Origin of the sequence: Stenotrophomonas sp. WHRI 8082 (assembly GCF_040223995.2) — a bacterium.
Lineage (GTDB): Bacteria > Pseudomonadota > Gammaproteobacteria > Xanthomonadales > Xanthomonadaceae > Stenotrophomonas.
This window is the reverse complement of record NZ_CP167826.1, coordinates 3,585,962-3,607,155: the sequence shown is the minus strand read 5'-3', so window position 1 is coordinate 3,607,155 and position 21,194 is coordinate 3,585,962. Positions and strand designations below refer to the sequence as shown.

Here is a 21,194-nt window from a genome sequence, read left to right as displayed (position 1 = left end):
GGCTCAGGCAGCGCGGTAGTTGTCGACCATGCGGTAACGGCGTGCATACCAGCCGAAGGCCAGTGCCGCCACGAACGCAAAGCCAGCGAAGAAGAACATCAGGAAAGCGGCTTCGCTCAAGCCTGTACTGGCAATCCGATGGGTCACCGTATCGTTGCGCACTGCGGCGTTGGACAGCAGCACCCACAGGTTGCCGATTGTCGTGGTCAGGTTCCAGAAGCTCATCACCACGCCCTTCATCGCCTGCGGGGCCTGGCTGTAGGCGAACTCCAGGCCGGTGGCCGAGACCAGCACTTCGCCGAAGGTCAACAGCGCATACGGCAGCATCTGCCAGAAGATGGACATCGCGTTGCCGCCGTCCATCACCACCTGGATGCCACCCACCACGATCCACGCCAGCCCACTGAAGGCGATGCCCACGGTCATCCGGCGCAGCGCGGTCGGCTCGAAACCGAAGCGACGCAGTGCCGGGTACAGCACCAGGTTGTTGAACGGGATCAGGATCATCACCAGCAGCGGATTCAACGCCTGCATCTGCGAGGCGGTGAACCAGCTCGGCATGTCCATCTGCTGCCCCTGCAGCACCCACGTGGATGCTTTCTGATCGAACAGCGAGAAGAACGGCGTGGTCAGCGCGAAGATCACCAGCACGCGCAGGACCGAGCGCACGCCCTCCACCGCCTCGGCCGGATGCACGCTGCGTGCGCGATCCAGCTGCATCCACGTACCGCCGCCGATGCCCGCCAAGATGGCCACCAGCGCCAGGCACAGGCAGATCACGATGCCCAGCGATCCCACCAGGCCGAACGAGGCGACCGCGAGCACGATGCCGGCCACCGCAATGGCCAGGCCGGGGCGACCGCGGCCCGGTACGCGCGCGGTCAGTGCCGTGCGCACCACGTTGGAGAAGGAATGCGGGTCCTTCGGCGGCAGCGGAGTCAACACGTAGCGCTTGCGCCCCAGCCAGAACACGAAGGTCGCGATGAACATCAGGATGCCGGGGATGCCGAAGGCCCACTGCGGGCCCCAGTTCTTCAGCACCAACGGAATCAGCAGCGAGGCGAACAGCGAGCCGAAGTTGATGATCCAGTAGAAGGCATCGAACACCAGTTTCGCCAGGTGCTTGTTGCTCTGGTCGAACTGGTCGCCCATGAACGAGGCAACCAGCGGCTTGATGCCACCGGCACCGAGCGCGATCAACCCAAGGCCGAAGAAGAAGCCTTCGCGGCTGCCTTCAAACAGCGCCAGGCACAGGTGCCCCAGGCAGTAGATAAGGCTGAACCACAGAATGGTGTGGTACTTGCCGAAGAACTTGTCGGCCAGCCAGCCACCGAGCAGCGGGAAGAAATACACGCCGATCATGAAGCTGTGCATGATGTCTTTGGCCTCACCGGCGCGCCCTTCCGCGGTGAGCTCCTGCAGCAGCAGCGAGGTGATCAGGAACTGCACCAGGATGTTGCGCATCCCGTAGAAACTGAACCGTTCGCAGGCCTCGTTGCCGATGATGTAGGGAATCTGGCGCGGCATGGTGCCCTTGCCGGCGGGGGCGGCTGCGTTATGGCTCATCCTGTGATGCTTTCCTGCGGACACGAAAGCGCCAAGGTTACCGGAATGGGCCAGCCCTGCGCACGCTGCAGGGCTGCATGACACGCACATGAAAGCGTGGCAGGCGCAGCTGTGGTGGATCCGGGGTCACGATACCTGCACGGCACAAGCGTAAACTTATCGTTATGCGCGCCCTGCCCTCCCCCGTGTTGCTCTGCCTTGGCCTTCTGCTGACTCCGTTGGCATTACGTGCGCAGCCTGCCGCGTCCGCGCCGGTTCCCGAGCTCACTGTGGCCACCCTGCATCTTCCCGCACAGGACGATCCGGCCTGGCTGGCGCGCCGGGAGGCCATCGCGCAGTTGCTGTCCACGCTGCGGCCGGATGTCATCTCGGTACAACAGGTACTGCAGGAGGGTCGACGCAATCCGGCCTGCTGGTTGGCCAGCCGCCTGCGTTACAGCTGCGATTTCATTACCGCCGATCCGCCCAGCCAGGCAGAACGCCATGGCAGTGCGCTGCTCAGCCGCCTGCGGGTCGAAGAAGACGGGGTGACCCTGCTGCATCCGCCGGGGCCCTACAGCGCGGCCGGCATGATGCGGGTGGCACTGGGCGAGACCCAGGTCAACATCTATGCGGCGCGGCTGCGTACGGATCCGGACTCGGCCGCCAACCGGCAGCACCAGGCCAACGACCTGATGGCCTGGATCGCGGCCACGGCGGAAGGACATCCGAGCCTGATCGTGGGCGACTTCGGCGCAGGCAGCAGTGAAGTGGTGCGGGGTATGCCCGGATTCCAGCCCTCGCGGCGAAATCCGTCCGCGCATCCGGACAGAAACAATGGCAGCCAAGGCAGCCATGGCCTGGATGTGTTGTTCCAGGTGAAGTCGTTCAGTGGCCAGCGTCAACAACGCGTTGAACTTTCCGCGGAGGGCGAGCAGCCCCTGTTGCCGCTGGGCGTCATGGCGGTGCTGAGGCTGCAGAGTCCGGCAGGCTGATGCATCGGCAGTGACCTTCGCTGCCCGTCAAACAACAAAAAAGGGCCGCGCATCGCTGCACGGCCCCTGCATTTCACCCAGCCACTGCGATCAGGCGATCGCGGCCTGGTAACGGCGCTCGACTTCGTTCCAGTCGATGACGTTGAAGAACGCGCCGATGTAATCGGGGCGACGGTTCTGGTACTTCAGGTAGTACGCGTGTTCCCACACGTCCAGGCCCAGGATCGGCGTGTTGCCTTCCATCAGCGGGCTGTCCTGGTTGCCGGTGCTTTCCACCACGACCTTCTTGTCCGGGGTGACGCTCAGCCACGCCCAGCCGCTGCCGAAACGGGTCAGCGCGGCCTTGGTGAAGGCGTCCTTGAACTTGTCGAAACCACCGACATCGGCGTCGATCGCCTTGGCCACGTCGCCCACCGGATTGCCACCGGCATTGGGGGCCATCACGGTCCAGAACAGCGAGTGATTGGCATGGCCGCCGCCGTTGTTGCGCACCGGGCCCTGCAGGTTTTCCGGCAGCGACTTCAGCTTCTTCACCAGCTCTTCAACCGGCAGATCGGCGAACTCGGTGCCTTCCAACGCCGCGTTGACGTTGTTGATGTAGGTCTGGTGATGCTTGGTGTGGTGGATTTCCATGGTGGCCGCATCGATATGCGGTTCCAGGGCATCGTAGGCGTAGGACAGCTTGGGCAGGGTGTAGGCCATGGTGCATCTCCTTGTAGCTTGGGGACCCGGCGACTGCCGGGCGGTGCGCAGTAAAGGATGGGGACAGGCGTGAAGATTACCAAGTGGGATGTAAAGGAAACTTCGTCCTGCAGGTGACCGTGGTGCGACAGCCGCCGTCTCATCCCCGGTGCAGCGGACAGACGCTACGATATTCCCCTTCCTCCCTTTCTCCGTCGCCACCATGCGCAACCCCCGGCTGTTGATCACCGCCATCGGCCTGCTGCTGCTGGGCCTGATCGGCAATCACTACCTTCAGCGCCCGGCCAAGCCGCAGTTCGCGCCCTCCTTGTCGGCGCCTGGCGCGCCGACCGCCTCCGATGCAAAAGCGAGTGGCAGTACACACGACGCGTTTCCGTCGTTCCTGCCGCCCGAGGCGCGGGACACCATCGCACTGATCCAGCGCGGAGGCCCCTACCCGCATGCGCAGGATGGCAGCACATTCGGCAACCGCGAGCAGCAGTTGCCGCAGCGTCCGCGCGGCTATTACCGCGAGTACACGGTGCGCACGCCTGGCGCCTCGAACCGTGGCGCGCGCCGCATCATCACCGGCGGTGATCCGCCAGACGCCTGGTATTACACCAGCGACCACTATGCGTCGTTCCGCAGCTTCAGCGTCCCGGCGCGGGAGACCACACGATGAGCCAGGATGCATTCGGCCTCGGCCTGCACGACATCAACAACGCCGGCGTCTATGCGATTGCCGAAGGCGACGAAGCGGCACTGGCTGCGGCGATGCGCGATGCCGGGTTGCAGGTGCGCCGCATCGATCTGCAGGGTGTGGCAGACAAGCGCACGCTGCTGGCGCGGCTGTCGGCCCAGCTGGATTTCCCGGCCGGCTTCGGTGGCAACTGGGATGCGCTGGCGGACAACCTGCGTGACCTGCAGTGGTTGCGCTCGGAAACGGGCCATGCCCTGTTCTTTGACCGCATCGATGCACTGCGCGCACAGGACAGCAAAAGCTTCGACACGTTGCTGGATATCCTGGACGAGGCCAGCCAGTTCTGGCTGGGGCAGGATGTGCCGATGTGGGTGTTTCTTTCCGCCGCGCCGGATCCCGACGCAGGGTGACGACACCCTCGTGTGCTCCGGTAGCGCCGAGCGGTGCTCGGCGGAACAGCAAAGGCGCCGCGCTGCGCGCTCGCCGAGCGTGGCTCGGCGCTACACCGGCCCGATCACCGTAGCCAGGTAGTGACGGCCGCTGGCCGTCAGCGGCTGCCGTTGTCTTCCTGCAGCTCTTTCTTGAACGGGATATCCGGCGGCGGGCGGGCGATGGCGGGCTGCTCCTGCATGTTCGGATCGTTCAGGCCGCAGCCGCCACCGAACTGCAGCACCGAGATGACGCACGATATCTTGGTGCTCGTGCCGGGAATCGGGATCTCCACCGACTGCACCCCCTTGCGTACCCACTCCGCCAACAACGATTCCTGCGGCACCCAGTACTTATCGAACGAGGTCGGCGTGTAATCGTACGGCGGCCGTTTCAGCCATGTACCGGAGGCGGCGATGCGCTCACGCGACCAGCCGTCGCTGTCACCGCCCGGCGCGCCCCGTTCGCTGTCGCCCTTGCCGTCCTGGCCCGGCACGCGGGTGCTGCCATCGGCGTTGAACAGACCGTCGCCCTTGCCGGCTGCGCGGCCCGCCTGCGCGCCCGCTGGAGCACCTGCCTGGTTGCGATTGGACGCGCCCCAGTCATCGCCGCGCGCCGGTGTCGCCCAGTTGCCCGGCGTCGGGCTGGGCTGAGCGCCAGCGCGCGCCGGCGCAGCGGCAGCACGGTCACCCGTGCGCTGCTGTGCAGCGGTCTGGGAGGCGGCATTCGATGACGACGACGAGGAGGCGGATGACGCGGCAGGCGATGGGCGTGACGGAGACGGCGCCACTGCGTTGGCCACGCTGCGCTCGCGCACCGCCGCCACAGTGGCGGGGCGCGGCTGCACCACCGGCTCATTGCCCTTCAGCGTCGGCAGCGTGATGGTCGGTGCCGTCACCGTCGTGACCTCGCGCTCGCGCACAGGGGCAGGCTCACGCACCGGCACGCGAACGGTCACCTCGGCCGGTGCAACACGCAGGGGCGTTGGTGCCTGTACCGGCAGCGTCACTTCCCGCTCGCGCACCGTCGGCGCGACCTCGCGCGGTACGACCGTGACCTCGGTACGCGGCACAGTGACCGGCGGCACGATGAAATCGGTTGTCGGCTCGACCACCGTGGTGGCCTGCACCGGGGGAGCGGGATCGGCCGGCACAGGCGGAGCGGGCGCAGGCTGTGGCGGCAACGGTTGCGTCTCGGCCGGCGATGCTGCCGAAGCAGACGCCGGCGCGGTCTCGGCCGGCGGCGGGGACGCATCGGCGGCAGCGTTCGACGCAGGCGACGGCTCAGCCGCGGCCTGCGCTGCGCTGGCGGCGGCGGCCGCAGCGGGATCGCCACCCGGCTGGTCTCCTCCGCCTTCCTGCGCGCCCTGCCCGACGAACTCGACCTGCACGCGCTCGCCATCACCGCCCTGTGTTTCAGGCGTAGGCGACCGCACCAGGGCGACCCACAGCAGCAGGAATGCGAAGAGCAGATGCAGCAGGACACTGACGGCCGCCGAGGTCCAGCGCATCCAGCGCTGGTCGCGGGGTGCCGGTTCCCATTGCTGCCACGCCAGCCGACGCAGGGCCGTCCACGCACCGAGTTGCGGCAACCGGCCGGGCGGTGCCGGCAGCGGTCGTGGTACCAGGACGGCGACGATCTCGCGTGCATGCTGCGGACGCGGCAACGGAGACAACGCACGGAACCAGATCGCCCAGCCATAAGGCAGGCGGGTCTTTTTCTCCAGGATGGGCGGCTCCTGCTGGCGTGCCAGCAGGGCGTCGATCAACTGTGTCGCCCGGGCTGACGGCACGCAGCGGGCGTCAGGCGGCGTTGCCGCGGGGGATGTACGGCGCCTGGCCACTTTCGTGGTCGGTGGCGTCGCGCACTGCGGTGATGCCCGGCACGCGGCCCATCAACGTCTTTTCAATGCCCTGCTTCAGGGTGACATCGGCCATGCCGCAGCCCTGGCAACCGCCACCGAAACGCAGCAGGACGACCCCTTCGGCCGACACCTCCTGCACCGCGACTTTGCCACCATGCGAGGCAAGCTGCGGGTTGATCTCGTTCTCCACGACCCAGTGCACGCGTTCGACCAGGGAAGCCGCATCGCCGGGCGCTTCGCCCTTGATGCGCGGCGCCTTGATGGTCAGCTGCTGGCCGCCGGCCGCACCGGTGACGATGTCGATCTCCGCGCCATCCAGCCAGCCCACGCTGTCTGCGGCGACGTACAACGTAAAGCCATTACAGTCCACGGCCCACTCATCGCCCTGCAGGTCGCTGGGGTCAGCGAACTCCAAGCGCGCGTCGGCACGCGGCGTACCGGGATCGACCGCGCTCAACCGCACGCCCATTCCGGGCACGCCTTCGCGTTCGATCAATCGACTGAAATGGGTCTGGGCAGTGTCGGATATCTGGATCATCGGGCTATTCTAACCAAGTACCCTGTCAGGCGATCATTTCGCGCTCATTCGGTTTATACACCTGACCGCGCACTGTTCAGTCAACTTTTTCACACGTGGAGCGTCCCATGAACGACCTGGTCCCCTTGGCACAGGCCCACTGCATCCCGCGCCGCGGCAACGAACACCGCTTGGGCCAGGCCCGGGTGACGGAACTGCTGCCGCAGATCCCCGGGTGGGAACTGGTGGAGAACGGCCAGGCCCTGCAGCGCACGTTCCGTTTCAGCGATTACCACCGCACGATGGCCTTCGTGAACGCGCTTGCGTTCGTGGCCCACCGTGAAGACCACCACCCGGACCTGGGGGTTCATTACGACAGGGCCGTGGTGCGCTTCTCCACCCATGACGTGGGCGGCCTCAGCGAAAATGATTTCATCTGCGCCGCCAAAGCATCGGCCCTGACGGAGTGAGCCCCATGAAACTGCGCCTGTTGATCGTCCCCTTGGCCACCGCGGCGCTGTTGGCGGCGTGTGGTGGCACCGGCACCGCGGAGGCGCCGGCTGCACCCCGTACGCCCCCGACGGAGGTGGCCGCGGTGAAGACCCCGCCGCCGCAATACCCCATCGAGCTGGCCTGCACCGGCGTCGGTGGCACCAGTACGCTGAAGGTCGTCGTCGGTGTTGAAGGCAAACCGACCGAAGTGACCGTGCTGACCGGCAGCGGCAATGCGCAGCTGGATGAAAATGCCCGCACCGCCGTGCTGGCGTGGCAGTTCAATGCGGCCAGCCGCAACGGCCAGAAGGTGCCGGCGACGATCCAGGTACCGGTCAGCTTCAACCCGCCCGAACCGCGCCCCACCGAATGCTTCGCGGTGGAAGAGCGCCTGCGTCGCGGCGGCTGACGTCCTTTCCTGACACCCAAGGCCAGCCAGCGCCCGCCTTCCCTGCCCATTGCGTCCCGCCTCTGCGGGGCGCGCACTCCCTGAAGGATCGCGCTGGCCCATGTTGCAGATTTCCACTGAAAACGTCTGGATGGCGCTGGGGGTCACCCTCGCCGCCGGATTGGCGACGGCCCTCGGCAGCCTCATGGTGCTGTTCGCCAAGCGGCCGAACCCCCGACTGCTGGCATTCGGCCTGGCATTCGCCGGCGGTGCCATGGTGTATGTGTCGTTGTCGGAGATTCTCAACAAGTCCATCGACTCGTTCACCCAGGCCTACGACGCGCGGCTCGGCTTCACCTTCGGCACGTTCGCCTTCCTGCTTGGCATCCTGCTGATCATGGGCATCGACCACCTGATCCCGAATCCGCACGAAAGCCTGGACAAGAAAGACCCGGCGTTTCGCGACGACAACAAGGCCTACATCAAGCGGGTCGGGCTGCTGACCGCCGTTGCGATCACCGCGCACAACTTCCCCGAAGGCCTTGCCACGTTCTTCGCGACGCTGGAAAGCCCCTCGGTCGGGATGCCACTGGCCTTCGCCATCGCGATCCACAACATCCCGGAGGGCATCGCGATCGCGATCCCGGTGTACTTCGCCACGCAGAACAAGTTCTATGCGTTCGCCGCGAGCCTGCTGTCCGGCCTGGCCGAGCCGATTGGCGCGGCCATCGGGTATTTCCTGCTTTCCGGGTCACTCAACCACGCGACCTTCGGCTGGGTGTTCGGCCTGATCGCCGGCGTGATGGTGTTCCTGGCCTTGGACGAGCTGCTGCCGGCCGCGAAGCGCTACGCCAAGGGTCACGAAACGGTCTACGGGCTGGTGGCCGGCATGATGACGCTGGCGTTGAGCCTGGTGCTGTTCAAGTGGTGAGTGGGTAGGCGAACGGGTGAGATCCCCTCGCGGCTGGCTGGAGTGCATCTCGGGCTGGGCCGGGCGGCGGGACTGGGCGGGGGACGGCAAGAGCTGCGTCCTGCGTGCCTCGTTTCGCGCCATCCATGGCGCTCAACGCCCCCGCCCAGCCCCACCGCCCGGCCCCTGACAGGTTCCGTGGCCGCCCGCCGCGCATGAAAAGAAAAAAAAGCGGTAGCGCCGACCCATGGTCGGCGAGCGCAGCGGGCCGTTGGCGGGAACATTACGCCGAGCACGGCTCGGCGCTACCACAGGCTGCATTGATCGGTCAGGCGGAGGGAGCCCCTGAGTCAGGGGCGGCCGCGAAGCGGCGGGGTGTGGATGCTGGTGAGACGGGGCCCACGGTTTGCGAAGCAAAGCGTGGGAGCGGCAGCGCGAATGCGATGACGTGGACCCGTGCCGTTCGCTGCCCCTACTTCAGCCGATCCAGCGCCTCGACCAGCTCCTCGGCCAGCGGCGCAGTGAGCAGATAGGGGGTCTTGCCGGCGTCCAGCGAGAACTCCAGCGACGCGGCGTGCAGGAACAGCCGCTTCAACCCGATCTGCTCACGAAAGCGCTTGTTGACTGCAGGATCGCCGTACTTGTCGTCACCGGCTACCGAATGCCCGAGATGCTGGGCGTGCACGCGGATCTGGTGGGTGCGGCCCGTCTCGATGCGCACCTCGCAATATGAATGGCCACCGCGACGCTCAAGCACCTTGAAGTGGCTGATGGACTCCTTGCCGATCGCATTCACCTGCACGTGACGCTCCCCGCCTTGCCGCAGGCCGACGTGCAACGGCGCATCCACGGTCATCGTGCCATCGGGCATGCGCCCGACCAGCAGGGTCAGGTACTTCTTGCGGATGCCCGCGCCATGGTCTTCCCGCAGCAGGGCCTGCAGCTCGCTCAGTGCCGAGCGCTTCTTGGCCACGATCAACAGGCCGGAAGTGTCACGGTCCAGTCGGTGCACCAGCTCCAACGTCCTGCCCGGGCGCAGGGCCCGCAAGGTCTCGATGGCGCCGAAGCTGATCCCGCTGCCGCCGTGGCTGGCCACGCCGGACGGCTTGTTCAGTGCGAGCAAACGCTCGTCCTCGTAGACGATGGCCTGTTCCAGCCGCCGCATGAACGATTCCGGTGGACCGGTCTTGTCGCCCTCCTCGCTGAGATGAACCGGCGGGATGCGGATCACCTCACCGCCCTCCAGCTTGCGCTCGGCCTTGGCGCGGCCGCCATTCACCCGCACCTGGCCGCTGCGGACGAGCTTGTAGACCAGGCTGCGCGGAGCGCCCTTCAGTTGTCCGAGCAGGAAATTGTCCAGCCGCTGTCCCGCCCGGTCATCGGGAACGGTGATCATGCGCACGGAAGGCTTGTCGGAATTGGGGCTTGCGGGGTCTTGAGCAGTCATCAGCCTGTTTATTCTGTTACACTCGGGCGGCGAGATAAGGGATTGATTTCGTTGGAAGTTACTCCAGGCCAGAAGCCTGTCTTCCGACGAATCCGGCACAGTGCGCGACCACCGCCCCCGGGGCGGCCATGTTAGCGGCTCATCGGCACTCCCGGCCATCGCCGATTGCCTGACACGTAATCGCGCTGAACTTGTCCCGCGTGGCGCTCCAGTTTTGGCTGACAGCTGCCGCCGGTCCCGTACTACCAAAACCAGATAAGAAGAGCGCTCCCGCGGCCTGCCGTGGTGTCGTAGCGCTGGAAACCCGGGCCTCCCTCCCCGCGCCTGCGCGAATGGGCGGCCAGCCGTGTCCAGAGGCGAAACTCCATGGCGTTCCGCGCGGTAGCCGCTTGCGAGGAACGCAACAATGAAGCGAATGCTGATCAACGCTACGCAGGCTGAAGAGCTGCGCGTCGCCATCGTGGATGGCCAGTCGTTGTATGACATCGACATCGAGCAGCCGGCCAAGGAACAGAAGAAGTCCAACATCTACAAGGGCCGGATCTTCCGCATCGAGCCCTCGCTGGAAGCGGCTTTCGTTGAATACGGCGGTGGCCGTCATGGCTTCCTGCCGCTGAAGGAAATCTCCCGCGATTACTTCCAGGCCGGTGTGGACCACAACAAGGCCGGCATCAAGGAGCTCCTGCGCGAAGGCCAGGAAATCGTGGTGCAGATCGACAAGGATGAGCGCGGCAACAAGGGCGCCGCCCTGACCACGTTCATCTCGCTGGCCGGCCGCTACATGGTGCTGATGCCGAATTCGCCGAGCGCCGGTGGCGTGTCGCGTCGGATCGAAGGTGAAGACCGCGCCGCCCTGAAGGACGCGCTGGACAAGCTGAACATTCCCGACGAAATGGGCGTGATCATCCGTACCGCCGGCGTCGGCCGTGATGCCGAAGAGCTGCAGTGGGATCTGGATTACCTGCTGAACGTGTGGCGCGCCATTGCCGAAGCCGCACTGAGCAAGCCGGCCCCATTCCTGATCTACCAGGAATCGCGCCTGATCGTACGTGCCCTGCGCGATTACCTGCGTGCGGACATCGGCGAGATCCTGGTCGATACCGAAGAAATGTACGAGCACGCCCGCGAGTTCATGCAGCAGGTGATGCCGCAGACCCTGCGCAAGCTCAAGCATTACACCGACGACATCCCGCTGTTCAACCGCTTCCAGATCGAATCGCAGATCGAGGGCGCCTACGAGCGCAACGTGCGTCTGCCGTCGGGCGGATCGATCGTGGTCGACCAGACCGAAGCGCTGACCGCCATCGACGTCAACTCCTCGCGCGCCACCAAGGGCAGCGATATCGAGGACACCGCGTTCCAGACCAATCTGGAAGCGGCTGACGAAGCGGCCCGCCAGTTGCGCCTGCGCGACCTGGGCGGTCTGGTCGTGATCGACTTCATCGACATGTCGTCCAACAAGCACCAGCGCGAGGTCGAGAACCGCCTGGCGCAGGCCCTGAAGTACGACCGTGCCCGCGTCCAGGTCGGCCGCATCTCGCGCTTCGGCCTGCTGGAAATGAGCCGCCAGCGCCTGCGTCCGAGCTTGGGCGAATCCAGCCAGTTGGTCTGCCCGCAGTGCGACGGCCATGGCCGCATGCGCAGCGTCGAATCGCTGTCGCTGTCGATCATCCGCGTCGCCGAAGAGCACGCGATGAAGGAGAACACCGGACAGGTGCTGGTCCAGGCCCCGGTGGAAATCGCCAACTACCTGCTCAACGAAAAGCGCAGCGCATTGCGCGAGATCGAGGCGCGTCACGAAGCCCCGATCGTCATCGTGGCCGACGAGCAGCTGCACACGCCGCACTACACCGTCACCCGCCTGCGTGAGAACGAGCTGGGTGAAGAAAGCGGCAAGCCGAGCTACCAGCGCGGCACCCCGCGCAAGCTGCCGGTGCATGCCCTGACCAAGGGCCAGCTGAACATCCCGCCGCCGGCCGTGACCCAGGTGCAGCACAACTCGCCCGCCCCGATCCGCGACGAAGCCGCACCGCAGCCGACCCCCGCGCCCGTCGCGGCTCCGGTTGCTGTCGCACCGGCCGCTACCGGCGGCGTGGTCGGCTGGTTCAAGCGCATCTTCGGTGGTGAACCGGCCGCCGCGCCGGCACCGGCACCGGCCGCGCGTTCGAACGGCAACGACAGTGGCCGCAAGGACCGCAGCGGCAAGGATCGCAACGGCAAGGACCGCAAGGACCGCCGTGATGAAGGTCGCAACGGCGCGGCAGCCGGCAACGCTGCTGCACCGGGCCAGGGTCGCAACAAGGACCGTGGCGAGCGCGGTGAACGTGCCGAACGCGGTGAACGCCGCCAGGGCAACGCGCAGGGTGGCAATGCGCAGGTCGCCGCCCAGCCGGTTGCCGGAAACGGTAACGGCAATGGCCAGCAGCAGCCCAAGCAGCGCCAGGAACAGGGCAAGCCGCGTGGCGAACGCAGCGAGCAGGCCGCAGGCCAGGCGCCCGCACAGGGCCAGCAGCAGCCGAAGGTGAAGCAGCCGCGCCAGCCGCGTCAGCAGGATGGCGAGCGTGCCAATGGCGAGAAGCCGCAGCGTGATGCGGCCGAGCAGATCGACACGGCCGCCATCGCCGCCACCGTTGCGACCGCGACGGCAGGCGTTGCTGCCGCATCGACTGCGGCCGACCCGTCCAGGCCGGACGTGGCGGCAACGCCGGTCATGCCGGCCGCACAGGACATTGCTGCGGTTTCCCATGCTGTTGCCGACAACGCAGCGGACACGGACGAAACCAACGCGGTCACCCAGGCCGACGGCGAACTGCCGCCCGCCGGTGATGAAGGTGCAGGCGAAGGCGGCTCGCGTCGTCGTCGTGGTCGTCGTGGTGGTCGTCGCCGTCGTCGTGGCAATGCCGAAGGCACCGCCACCGATTCGCTCGGCCAGGATGATGCGGACGAGGATGACAACGAGGACGGTGACGTCGCCCAGGGCGCTGAGGCGCAGGACGGCGATTCGGCCGAACCGCGTGCACCCAGGTCGTCGCGTCCGCAGCCGGAGTTCGACTTCGATGACGAAGGCGATGCGCCTGCGCCCGCCGAGCGCGAGAAGCGTGCGGCAGCGGTGATGACCACGGCGGCGATCGTGCCGGTCGCGGCCAGCCCGGCAGCCAGCAGCGCACCGGTCGCCTTCGTGGCTCCGGCCGCGCCGAAGGTCGAGGCGCCGAAGGAAGTAGCACCGAAGGCTGAACTGCCCAAGGTCGAGACGCCGATCGTTGCCGCAGCTCCGATGGCCCCGCCGGTCGCGGCCGTCGAGGCACCGAAGGTCGAAACGCCGGTCGAGGCTCCGAAGGTTGAGGCTCCGAAGGTTGAGGCTCCGAAGGTTGAGGCCAGCAAGGTTGACGCCCCGTTGGCTGCTGCGACGCCGGCAGCTGCTACCGACACCGCCCCGACCTGGCAGCCGGCACCGTCGGCTCCCGCCCACGTGCCTGCCGCCGAACCGGAAGCCGTCAAGCCTTCCCCGGTGGCATCGCCTGCCCCGGTGCAGACCACCATGCTCGACGCGGTGAACGCACCTGCCGCCCGTGCGCCGGTGGCTGCACAGGAAGCTGCCGCGGTTGCACCTCCGGTCGCCAGCACGCCGGCCGTACAGCCGACGGTTGAGCCGGCTGCGGATCCGCTGCCTGCAGCGGTCGCCACCCCGGCCGTGGTCGAAGCCGTTGCGGCTGCCGAACCGGCGATCCTGGCCGGCGGCACCGACGCCGCCGAGCAGGCCGCGATCGTCAGCCAGACCAACGCACAGGCTGCCGACGCGGATGAAGAGAAGGCCAAGCCGGACAATCTGCCCCAGGGCTGATCTCCAGCGGTGACGCAAACGAAAACAGCGGCCCTCGGGCCGCTGTTTTTTTGTGGCCGGCGCAGCCGATATCCCCGGTAGAGCCGACTTCAGTCGGCTGAGCATCGGGTAGACCCGCGGGTAGAGCCGACTTCAGTCTGCTTGCGGCATGAGCCGACTGAAGTCGGCTCTACCAACGGAATGCGCCCAGCCGACTGAAGTCGGCTCTACCAAAAGCCAGCCGACTGAAGTCGGCTCTACCCGCGGCTCTACCCGGCGCTCAGCGCGGGGGATCCGGCGCGAACTGGAGGCGCGTCCACACGCCATAGTGATCCGACGCCCAGCGGCCGCCTTCGTCGGGCGTGTCGAACAGGATCCGCGCCTCGCGCGCCAGCATCACGTCCTGCTGGAAGAAGATATGGTCGATCCGCGACGGCGATTGGAAGTAGTGGCGGTTGAGCGTGCTCACCGTGCTCAGGTCATTGTTGACGTGCACGCTGCCGTAGCTGTCGCCGTAGTGGCTGCGCAGCTCACTGAGATCGCCCGCGTCCACCAGTGCGTTGAAGTCACCGGCGATCACCACCGGCGCTCCGGCCGAGGTGGCGCTGATGAAACGCAGCAGGTCTTCCACCTGCTCGCGACGGATCCGCTTGCCTGCGTCGTCCGCCCGTTCGTTGAGATGCGTGGCGTAGACGTTCACCGGCCGTCCGTCCACATCGATGCGGATATGAGCCACCGTGCGGTAGTCACCCAGCGGCGCCAACAGGTGCTCGCCACGCGCCAGTACCGGACGCCGTGTCAGCAAGGCATTGCCATAGCGCTTCACCGACCCGGCGGGATCAGTGGAAACAAACTGGTAGCTGTAACCGAGTTTCGCCGCCAGCCATTCGGCCTGGTTGCGCACGTCGCGCTTCTGGATGACCTCCTGCAGTGCGATCGCATCGGGCTGCAGGCGCTTCAGCCCGGCGAGGATGGTCTTCCGGCGTTCCGGCCAATCCTCGCGATCATGATGCAGGTTGAAGGTCACCATGCTCATGCCCGCATCGCGCGTGGCGTCGCCCGCGACGGTGGGGTTGGCTGCAGCGATGGCGCGCGAAGGCGGATCTGCCGCTCCTGCAGCACCGGGCAGCAGCAACGCCAACCCCACCACCCCGCCCAGCGCGCGCCCGACGAGCGGATGCGCGACCTTCGTTTCCCTCACCCGCATGCTGTTACCCCTTGCGCTCGGCCCGGCGCACGGCCGCCGGGACCTCGATCTCGATCTTCGCCGGCACCTGATGCACGTGCAGTTCGCCGTCAACCCATTGCACCGGCTCGCCATTGAGGGTGGCCGCACCGGGCTCACCGGCATACGGCCAGGGCAGTACCAGACCGCCGGCGGGCGGCACGATGCCGGCACGCACCTCCAGCACCAGTTGCTTGTCGCTGCGCTGCAGGCGGTAGTCCAGCTGGCCCTGCGGCGTGCGCAGGCCCTTCACCGCGATGCCCTGCCCTTCGAACCAGCGCACCGGGACGCCGGCAGCCAGCACCAGCGACTGATCGATGTCGCGGTTGTAGGCGAACATGTCCAGCGCGGAGCGGACGAAGTCCGATGCCACCCAGGCGTGCGGCAGGTCGCCGACAAAGAACGGCTTGCGCGGGGTGCGCGAGACGACTTCGGCCCACTGGTTCCAGGCCTGCGGCGAGCGATCCTTGAAGAAGAATTCGGTGGCCTGCCAGGCGCGGTCGCGCCAGCCCAGCCGCACGAAGGCCGCCACATTGCGCCATTCGTAGGGGGTGTAATCCTTCCACTCGCGCGTGCCGTCGCGACGCGCGACGAACTCGGTCCAGTAGCGCTGGAAGGTGTTATCCAGCTGCGGTTGCGGCAAGCGACCCTGCTCGCCGCCCGGTGCCAGCGCGATCGTGGTCGAGGTAGCGTCGAAGTCGCCCAGCTCGGCCGAACCGGGCAGGTAATCGATGTGATGCTGCTCCATCGCCGAATACAGCGACGCCTGCAGGTCGGCGCGGAATTCATCGCGCGCGCCGGTGATCGCCAGCACTTCCATCTTCTGCAGATGCTCGGCGATGATCGCCGCGTCCTTGTAGCCACGCAACGCCCAGAAGTTGTCCCAGTACGAGTGCATCGGCTTGGCCGAATACCCTTCGTGGCTGATGGACGCCGGCATCATGCCGTAGAACGCCGGATTGAGTGCGCGGTTCTCTTCCGTGCGCTCGCTGGCGCGCAGACGCTCCATGTAATGGAAGGCGCCGGCCACGTGCGGCCACATGGCCTCGAGGAACGCGTCATCGCCGGTGTAACTCCAGTACTCGGCGATGTTGTAGATCAGCTCGCCATGGCTGTCGTTTTCCGGTACCGGATCGCTGCCGCGGTCGTCCACGCAGCACGGCACCTTGCCGTTGTCGAACTGGAACGGGGCATACCACTGCACGTAATCGCGCACCGCATCGCTGCGGCCCATGCGCAACAGGCCTTCGGAAATCATCGCGCCGTCGCGGATCCAGCTGCGTCCGTAGGAACGCGTGCCGGGCTGCAGGCGCGGACCCACGCGCGATATCAGCATGTGGGCCAGCGCCGTGCGCAGGGTATCGGCCAACGGCTGGCCTTCGCGGGGCAGCTGCAACTGCAGGCCGTCCAGCTTCTGCCGCCACATCGCCGCCACCTGCGCCTGTGCCTTGCCGGCATCGAAGCCGCGCGGATTGAAGTTGCCGACCTGCGGCAACACCAGCGCGATCTCGCGGCTCTGGCCCGGCTCGAGCTTGATGGTGTACAACAGCGCGCCGGACGCCATGCCCGTCGGGTCCTTGACCGAGGTGGTTGTCGGCAGCTTGCCGTCGGCCAGGTGCATCACCTCCAGCTTGCCGTCGAACGGGGTGGCGAAGCGTGCGTCCGGCACCTGCAGCGGATACAGCCGCGGCTCGCCGTTGACCTTCACCAGGCCCTCTTCCACGTCCAGACTGTCGATCCGGCTGAAGCCACCCACCGTATTGAGGAACTGGGTGGGCGGGTTGACCTGCCACGGACGGATCGCCAGCGCGAGCGTGTACTCGTGGGCCACCTTGTCGGGATTCTTCAGCGAGTAACGCGCCACCAGCTGCGAAGCATCCGGCGTGCCCTGCACGAAGCCGGTCACCGCCAGCGATGCCTTGTCATGCTGCCAGTCCACGCTGGCCACGGGCAGGTAGCCGTCCTGCAGTGACTGGATCGGCGTGGTGTCGGCCCAGCTGATCAGCTTGCCGTCGAGCTTCAGGAAGGGCTCGACACTGAAGCTGCCGCGTGCCATTTCGAGCGCGCCGTCTTCGCTGATCAGCGCCTGTTCGCGGCCGCCGTCCAGGCCCAGCAGGGTCCACGTCGGCTGCTCGCCCACATAGGCACGGGGCAGTGAACCGCGCGGCAGATCGGCCGCCACCGAGGACAGGAATGCGTTGGGCGTGGCGGCGAACGCCAGCGGCTTCAGCGCGATATCGCGGATGCCGTAGCGCCAGTTCGGGCCGCCCTGCAGGTCGAAACGCAGGTAGCGGGCATCGGTTTCCGGCAGGGCCAGCCAGTCACGGCCGCCACTCCCGGCAGTGACTTCGCGCACGGTGTGCCAGTCACGTCCGTCCTGCGATGCGCGCACGGTGTAGCGCGTGGCCTCCAGGCCGGGCAGCCAGTCGATCACCGCCCCGCCGACTTCGCGCGGCTTGCCCAGGTCCAGGCTGATGGTCTGCTCCTTGACCCCGCCACTGACCCAGAAGGTATCGGATTTACCGTCGATCATCCGGTCCTGCAGCGCAGTCGCCGTATCGGTCAGCACCTGCGGATGCAGCGGCGAATCATCCTGCGCGGGCAAGCCCTGCAGGGTCAGCTTGTCGAAACAGACCGAGCCCCGACCACCGACCTTGCTGTAGACGGTGAACTCCATCGCCGCGCTGCGCTTGAGCTCCTTCTCCGGCGAAGGGCCCCATGCCTTGTCGATGTGCCGTTTGCGGAATTCCACCGGCGTCCACGCCTTGGGGAAGCGGTAGGCCGGGCGGTTGACCCACCAGACGTTGTCGCCGCTGGCGTCGATCAGCTTGAACTGCAGGTCGTTGGACGGCGAATCACCGCGCAGCTGGAAACCGAACCGGTAATTGGCCGGGTACTCGATGTTCAGCGCGCGGCGCACGCCGACGTAGCCGGACACGTCGTGAAAATCGTAATCCAGGCACATCGCACGCACGCCGCCAGCACCGGCGACGTTGCGCAGGGAACCACTGACCTGGTCGGACAGGACCAGTTTCCACTGGCCCATGTCGTCGAAATCATCGATGACCTTCGGTGCAGGTGCGGCAGGAGGCGGGGCAGCAACTGCCACGCAGGACCACAACAACGCCAGGCCAGCGATGATTTTCCGGTTCACCCTTTGACACTCCCCAACATCAGACCTTGAATGTAATAGCGCTGCAGCAGCAGGAACAACGCCAGCACCGGAATCACGGTGACCACCGCGCCGGCCATCATCATCTCAACATCCATGATGTGTTCGCGTGACAATGTCGCCAGCGCCACCGGCAGCGTGTAGTGCTCCTGGTCGGTCAGCACGATCAGCGGCCACATGAAGTCGTTCCAGGCGCCCATGAAGGTGAAGATCGACAGTGTCACCAGCACCGGCTTGAGCATCGGCAATACGATCTGGAAGAAGATCCGCAGCTCCCCTGCCCCGTCCATGCGCGCTGCTTCCAGCAGCTCATCCGGAATGGAGCGCGCGTACTGGCGCACCAGGAAGATGCCGAACACCGTGGCCAGCGCCGGCACGATCACCCCGCCGAAGCTGTTGACCAGGCCCAGCTGCTTCATCAGCAGGAACAGCGGCAGCATCGCCACCTGTGCCGGGATCACCAGGGCCGCCATCAGCACCTGGAACAGACGCTCACGGCCAACGAACCGCAACTTGGCGAAGGCATACCCGGCCATCGTGTTCATCAACAGCGAACCGAGGGTGATGGACACCGACACCAGCAGGCTGTTGGCGAAGTTGACGCCCATGCCGGTCCGTGCGAACAGCTCGTGGTAGTTGGCGAAGGTGATGTGGGACGGGGTCAGCGGCGGCGGGAACGTGGTGGCCTCGCCAGCCGGCATCACCGACACCGAGACCATCCACAACAGCGGCGCCAGGCTGACCAGCGCCAGCACCAGCAGCCCGCCGTTGATCCACCATCCGTGCCAGCGTGACTGGCCGATTTCGCGACTCATACCATCTGCCTTTTGCGCCCGAAGCGCAGCATCACCGACGTCACCGCCAGGATGATCAGGAACAACAGGAACGCCACCGCCGACGCGCGGCCGAGGTTCCACCACTTGAAGCCTTCTTCAAACATGAAATACAGCACGCTGACGGTGCTCTGCAAAGGATCGCCGCGGGTCATGACGTAGGGTTCGGCGAACAGCTGGAAGTAGCCGGACACCGTGATCACCCCCACCACCAGCAGCACCGGGCCGAGCATCGGCAGGGTGATGTGCAGGAACTGCTTCCAGCGCGATGCGCCATCGATGCGCGCCGCCTCGTACAGGTCATGCGGGATCGCCTGCAGGCCGGCCAGGAAGATCACCATGTTGTAGCCGAAGTTCTTCCACACCGCGAACAGCATGATGGTCGGCATGGCCCAGTTCGGGTCGCCCAGCCAGTCGATCGGGCTGATGCCGATGTGGCCCAGGCCGTAGTTCACCAGCCCGTAGCTGGTATGGAACAGATAACGCCAGATCACCGCCACCGCCACCAGGGTGGTCACCACCGGGGCGAACAGCGCGGTGCGGAACAGCGCCTTGAAGCGGGCGGCCGGTGCATTGAGCAGGATGGCCGCACCCAGCGACACCGCGATGGACAGCGGCACGCCGATCACCACGAAGTAGGTGGTATTCCACAGCGACTTCCAAAACATCGGGGTCTGCAGGAGGTCGATGTAGTTGCCCAGCCCGACAAAGCGCAGGTTGCTGCTGTCGGCCAGCGAATACAGGTCGAAATCGGTGACACTCAGCGCCAGCGCCGAAGCCACCGGCAGGCCGAAGAACACGCCCAGCACGATCACCGCCGGTGCGGCGAAGATCCAGCCGGCAAGGGAAGAACGGTTCATGGCAGGCCTCCTTCGACCGCCGATGCATCGCCCTGCGGCGGTGCCTCCTGCAACGATTGCTCATGCATCCAGCGACGCTTGGCCAACACCTTGTCCACGCGATCATCCAGTTCGGTCACGGCCGCATCCTGCGCCTGTCCACCGCGGACGACCTTCTCGGTCACGATGCGCATTTCCTGCACGATGCGCTCCCACTCCAGCACCTTCGGCGTAGGCTTCACGCGCTCGAGCTGGTCACGGAACGCAGCCGCCAGCGGGTCATTGGCCAGCGAGGGCGCTTCCCAGGTGCTGCGACGCGGCGGCAGGTCACCGATGATGGAATGGAAGCGGGCCTGGATTTCCGGACGCGACAGGAACTCGATCAGCTTCCATGACGCCTCCTTCTGCTGCGACTTGCGGAAGATCACCAGGCTGGTGCCCCCGGCGATGCCAGCACCCAGGCCGTCCGGACCCGGCAGCGCGGCCGTGCCCCACTGGCCCGCCAGCTCCTTGGGTTCGAGCTTCTTGAACTCACGGATGTTCCAGGGACCAGAGATGTAGAACACATTGAAGCCGCGGAAGAACTCATCCCAGACATTGGAGATCTGGGTTTCGGACATCTTCGGCGCCCAGCCCATCTCGAACATGTTGGCGTAGAAGCCCAGCGTGCGACGGAAGCCCGGGCTGCGGAAATTGCCACGGGTATCATCGTCGCGCAGCAACGGATCGGGCTGCTGCAGGGCGAAGGACAGCTGCTGCTCGAACTCGTTGATCGGCATCAGCACCGCATAGCGGTTCGCGCCCTGCATCTTCTTGATGTCGGCCATCTGCTGCTCGAACTCGGCCCAGGTGCGCGGCGGCGCATCGTGCCCGGCCTTGGCCAGCAGGTCCTTGCGGTAATACAGCAGGCGCGTGTCCACGTACCACGGCACGCCGACCACTTCGTCGTGGATGACGTTGGTGTCCCAGATGCCGGGGAAATAGTCATCCGGCTTAACCACGCTGGAGCGGTCGATGTAGGGCTGCAGCGGGACCAGCGTATTGAGTTCGGCGAACTCGGGGATCCAGGTGTTTCCCAGCTGGCAGACGTCGGGCAGCCCATCGGCGGCGAACGCGGTCAGCAGCTTTTCATGCGCCGCCGTCCACGGGATGTTCTGCACATCCACCTTGATACCCGGGTTTTCCGCTTCGAACTCATGGATCAGCTCGGCCACTACTTCGGCTTCGCGCCCCATTGCCCAGAAGCGCACCGTGGTGCCCTCGTCCTGCCGACCGCAGCCGGCCAGCGCCAGCATGGCGACCAGCACGGCGGCACGGCGCCAACGCCGGGCGACGGA

The 21,194-nt window shown here is 66.2% G+C and carries 17 protein-coding genes; 7 read left to right on the top strand and 10 right to left on the bottom strand.

The annotated features are described in order from the left end of the window. Positions 1 to 3: 3 nt before the first annotated feature. On the bottom strand, positions 4 to 1,566 hold the full coding sequence (locus tag ABRP17_RS15730; RefSeq protein ID WP_349986734.1) for an oligopeptide:H+ symporter: 1,563 nt from the start codon (positions 1,564 to 1,566) through the stop codon (positions 4 to 6). A gap of 164 nt (positions 1,567 to 1,730) precedes the next feature. On the opposite strand from ABRP17_RS15730, the gene ABRP17_RS15725 reads away from it, so the two are divergent. Further along, on the top strand, positions 1,731 to 2,540 hold the full coding sequence (locus ABRP17_RS15725; RefSeq protein WP_188326853.1) for an endonuclease/exonuclease/phosphatase family protein: 810 nt from the start codon (positions 1,731 to 1,733) through the stop codon (positions 2,538 to 2,540). 90 nt (positions 2,541 to 2,630) lie between these two features. On the opposite strand, the gene ABRP17_RS15720 is transcribed toward ABRP17_RS15725, so the two are convergent. Further along, positions 2,631 to 3,242 (bottom strand): superoxide dismutase, encoded by a 612-nt coding sequence (locus ABRP17_RS15720; protein WP_188326852.1) that lies wholly within the window; start codon positions 3,240 to 3,242, stop codon positions 2,631 to 2,633. A 202-nt stretch (positions 3,243 to 3,444) separates the two neighbouring features. Between ABRP17_RS15720 and ABRP17_RS15715 the strand changes: the two genes are divergently transcribed. Then, positions 3,445 to 3,903, top strand: a complete 459-nt coding sequence (locus ABRP17_RS15715; protein ID WP_349986731.1) for a ribonuclease domain-containing protein — start codon at positions 3,445 to 3,447, stop codon at positions 3,901 to 3,903. After that, positions 3,900 to 4,331 carry a barstar family protein gene (locus ABRP17_RS15710; protein WP_188326850.1) on the top strand — a complete coding sequence of 144 codons (432 nt, stop codon included), beginning with the start codon at positions 3,900 to 3,902 and terminating at the stop codon, positions 4,329 to 4,331. Before ABRP17_RS15715 ends, ABRP17_RS15710 begins: the two co-directional genes overlap by 4 nt. A gap of 137 nt (positions 4,332 to 4,468) precedes the next feature. Here ABRP17_RS15710 and ABRP17_RS15705 read toward each other — a convergent pair whose 3' ends face one another. Beyond that, positions 4,469 to 6,118 carry a hypothetical protein gene (locus ABRP17_RS15705; protein WP_349986729.1) on the bottom strand — a complete coding sequence of 550 codons (1,650 nt, stop codon included), beginning with the start codon at positions 6,116 to 6,118 and terminating at the stop codon, positions 4,469 to 4,471. A gap of 34 nt (positions 6,119 to 6,152) precedes the next feature. After that, positions 6,153 to 6,752: an NfuA family Fe-S biogenesis protein gene (locus tag ABRP17_RS15700; RefSeq protein ID WP_188326848.1), complete on the bottom strand. Its 600-nt coding sequence runs from the start codon at positions 6,750 to 6,752 to the stop codon at positions 6,153 to 6,155. Between the two features lie 107 nt (positions 6,753 to 6,859). Here ABRP17_RS15700 and ABRP17_RS15695 point away from each other — a divergent pair, with 107 nt between their 5' ends. From ABRP17_RS15695 to zupT, 3 genes are all read left to right on the top strand, one after another. Then, positions 6,860 to 7,201, top strand: a complete 342-nt coding sequence (locus ABRP17_RS15695; RefSeq protein WP_188326847.1) for a 4a-hydroxytetrahydrobiopterin dehydratase — start codon at positions 6,860 to 6,862, stop codon at positions 7,199 to 7,201. Between the two features lie 5 nt (positions 7,202 to 7,206). Continuing rightward, complete coding sequence (locus ABRP17_RS15690; protein WP_349986726.1) at positions 7,207 to 7,632, top strand: energy transducer TonB; 426 nt, start codon at positions 7,207 to 7,209, stop codon at positions 7,630 to 7,632. A gap of 100 nt (positions 7,633 to 7,732) precedes the next feature. Beyond that, entirely contained in the window at positions 7,733 to 8,542 is an 810-nt protein-coding gene (gene zupT / locus ABRP17_RS15685; protein WP_188326845.1) for a zinc transporter ZupT, read from the top strand. Positions 8,543 to 8,993: 451 nt separating this feature from the next. Here zupT and ABRP17_RS15680 read toward each other — a convergent pair whose 3' ends face one another. Continuing rightward, complete coding sequence (locus tag ABRP17_RS15680; protein ID WP_188326844.1) at positions 8,994 to 9,968, bottom strand: RluA family pseudouridine synthase; 975 nt, start codon at positions 9,966 to 9,968, stop codon at positions 8,994 to 8,996. Between the two features lie 406 nt (positions 9,969 to 10,374). On the opposite strand from ABRP17_RS15680, the gene ABRP17_RS15675 reads away from it, so the two are divergent. Next, positions 10,375 to 13,809 carry an Rne/Rng family ribonuclease gene (locus ABRP17_RS15675; RefSeq protein ID WP_349986246.1) on the top strand — a complete coding sequence of 1,145 codons (3,435 nt, stop codon included), beginning with the start codon at positions 10,375 to 10,377 and terminating at the stop codon, positions 13,807 to 13,809. Positions 13,810 to 14,068: 259 nt separating this feature from the next. On the opposite strand, the gene ABRP17_RS15670 is transcribed toward ABRP17_RS15675, so the two are convergent. Genes ABRP17_RS15670 through ABRP17_RS15650 form a run of 5 tightly spaced genes read right to left on the bottom strand, consistent with a single transcriptional unit; the run spans position 14,069 to position 21,152 of the window. Beyond that, the gene (locus tag ABRP17_RS15670; protein ID WP_349986245.1) at positions 14,069 to 14,995 is read right to left on the bottom strand and encodes an endonuclease/exonuclease/phosphatase family protein; all 927 of its coding nucleotides are present in this window, start codon (positions 14,993 to 14,995) and stop codon (positions 14,069 to 14,071) included. A 4-nt stretch (positions 14,996 to 14,999) separates the two neighbouring features. Beyond that, positions 15,000 to 18,167 (bottom strand): discoidin domain-containing protein, encoded by a 3,168-nt coding sequence (locus ABRP17_RS15665; RefSeq protein WP_372486817.1) that lies wholly within the window; start codon positions 18,165 to 18,167, stop codon positions 15,000 to 15,002. Next, entirely contained in the window at positions 18,164 to 19,000 is an 837-nt protein-coding gene (locus tag ABRP17_RS15660) for a carbohydrate ABC transporter permease (protein ID WP_188326840.1), read from the bottom strand. Before ABRP17_RS15660 ends, ABRP17_RS15665 begins: the two co-directional genes overlap by 4 nt. Next, entirely contained in the window at positions 18,997 to 19,878 is an 882-nt protein-coding gene (locus ABRP17_RS15655; protein ID WP_188326839.1) for a carbohydrate ABC transporter permease, read from the bottom strand. Before ABRP17_RS15655 ends, ABRP17_RS15660 begins: the two co-directional genes overlap by 4 nt. Beyond that, positions 19,875 to 21,152: a sugar ABC transporter substrate-binding protein gene (locus tag ABRP17_RS15650; protein WP_349986252.1), complete on the bottom strand. Its 1,278-nt coding sequence runs from the start codon at positions 21,150 to 21,152 to the stop codon at positions 19,875 to 19,877. Before ABRP17_RS15650 ends, ABRP17_RS15655 begins: the two co-directional genes overlap by 4 nt. Between the last annotated feature and the right edge of the window lie 42 nt (positions 21,153 to 21,194).

Bases quoted from the DNA above. Each gene is read 5' to 3' on its own strand.
- ABRP17_RS15730 (WP_349986734.1), bottom strand. From the start codon at position 1,566: ATGAGCCATAACGCAGCCGCCCCCGCCGGCAAGGGCACCATGCCGCGC.
- ABRP17_RS15725 (WP_188326853.1), top strand. From the start codon at position 1,731: ATGCGCGCCCTGCCCTCCCCCGTGTTGCTCTGCCTTGGCCTTCTGCTG.
- ABRP17_RS15720 (WP_188326852.1), bottom strand. From the start codon at position 3,242: ATGGCCTACACCCTGCCCAAGCTGTCCTACGCCTACGATGCCCTGGAA.
- ABRP17_RS15715 (WP_349986731.1), top strand. From the start codon at position 3,445: ATGCGCAACCCCCGGCTGTTGATCACCGCCATCGGCCTGCTGCTGCTG.
- ABRP17_RS15710 (WP_188326850.1), top strand. From the start codon at position 3,900: ATGAGCCAGGATGCATTCGGCCTCGGCCTGCACGACATCAACAACGCC.
- ABRP17_RS15700 (WP_188326848.1), bottom strand. From the start codon at position 6,752: ATGATCCAGATATCCGACACTGCCCAGACCCATTTCAGTCGATTGATC.
- ABRP17_RS15695 (WP_188326847.1), top strand. From the start codon at position 6,860: ATGAACGACCTGGTCCCCTTGGCACAGGCCCACTGCATCCCGCGCCGC.
- ABRP17_RS15690 (WP_349986726.1), top strand. From the start codon at position 7,207: ATGAAACTGCGCCTGTTGATCGTCCCCTTGGCCACCGCGGCGCTGTTG.
- zupT (WP_188326845.1), top strand. From the start codon at position 7,733: ATGTTGCAGATTTCCACTGAAAACGTCTGGATGGCGCTGGGGGTCACC.
- ABRP17_RS15680 (WP_188326844.1), bottom strand. From the start codon at position 9,968: ATGACTGCTCAAGACCCCGCAAGCCCCAATTCCGACAAGCCTTCCGTG.
- ABRP17_RS15675 (WP_349986246.1), top strand. From the start codon at position 10,375: ATGAAGCGAATGCTGATCAACGCTACGCAGGCTGAAGAGCTGCGCGTC.
- ABRP17_RS15670 (WP_349986245.1), bottom strand. From the start codon at position 14,995: ATGCGGGTGAGGGAAACGAAGGTCGCGCATCCGCTCGTCGGGCGCGCG.
- ABRP17_RS15660 (WP_188326840.1), bottom strand. From the start codon at position 19,000: ATGAGTCGCGAAATCGGCCAGTCACGCTGGCACGGATGGTGGATCAAC.
- ABRP17_RS15655 (WP_188326839.1), bottom strand. From the start codon at position 19,878: ATGAACCGTTCTTCCCTTGCCGGCTGGATCTTCGCCGCACCGGCGGTG.
- ABRP17_RS15650 (WP_349986252.1), bottom strand. From the start codon at position 21,152: ATGCTGGCGCTGGCCGGCTGCGGTCGGCAGGACGAGGGCACCACGGTG.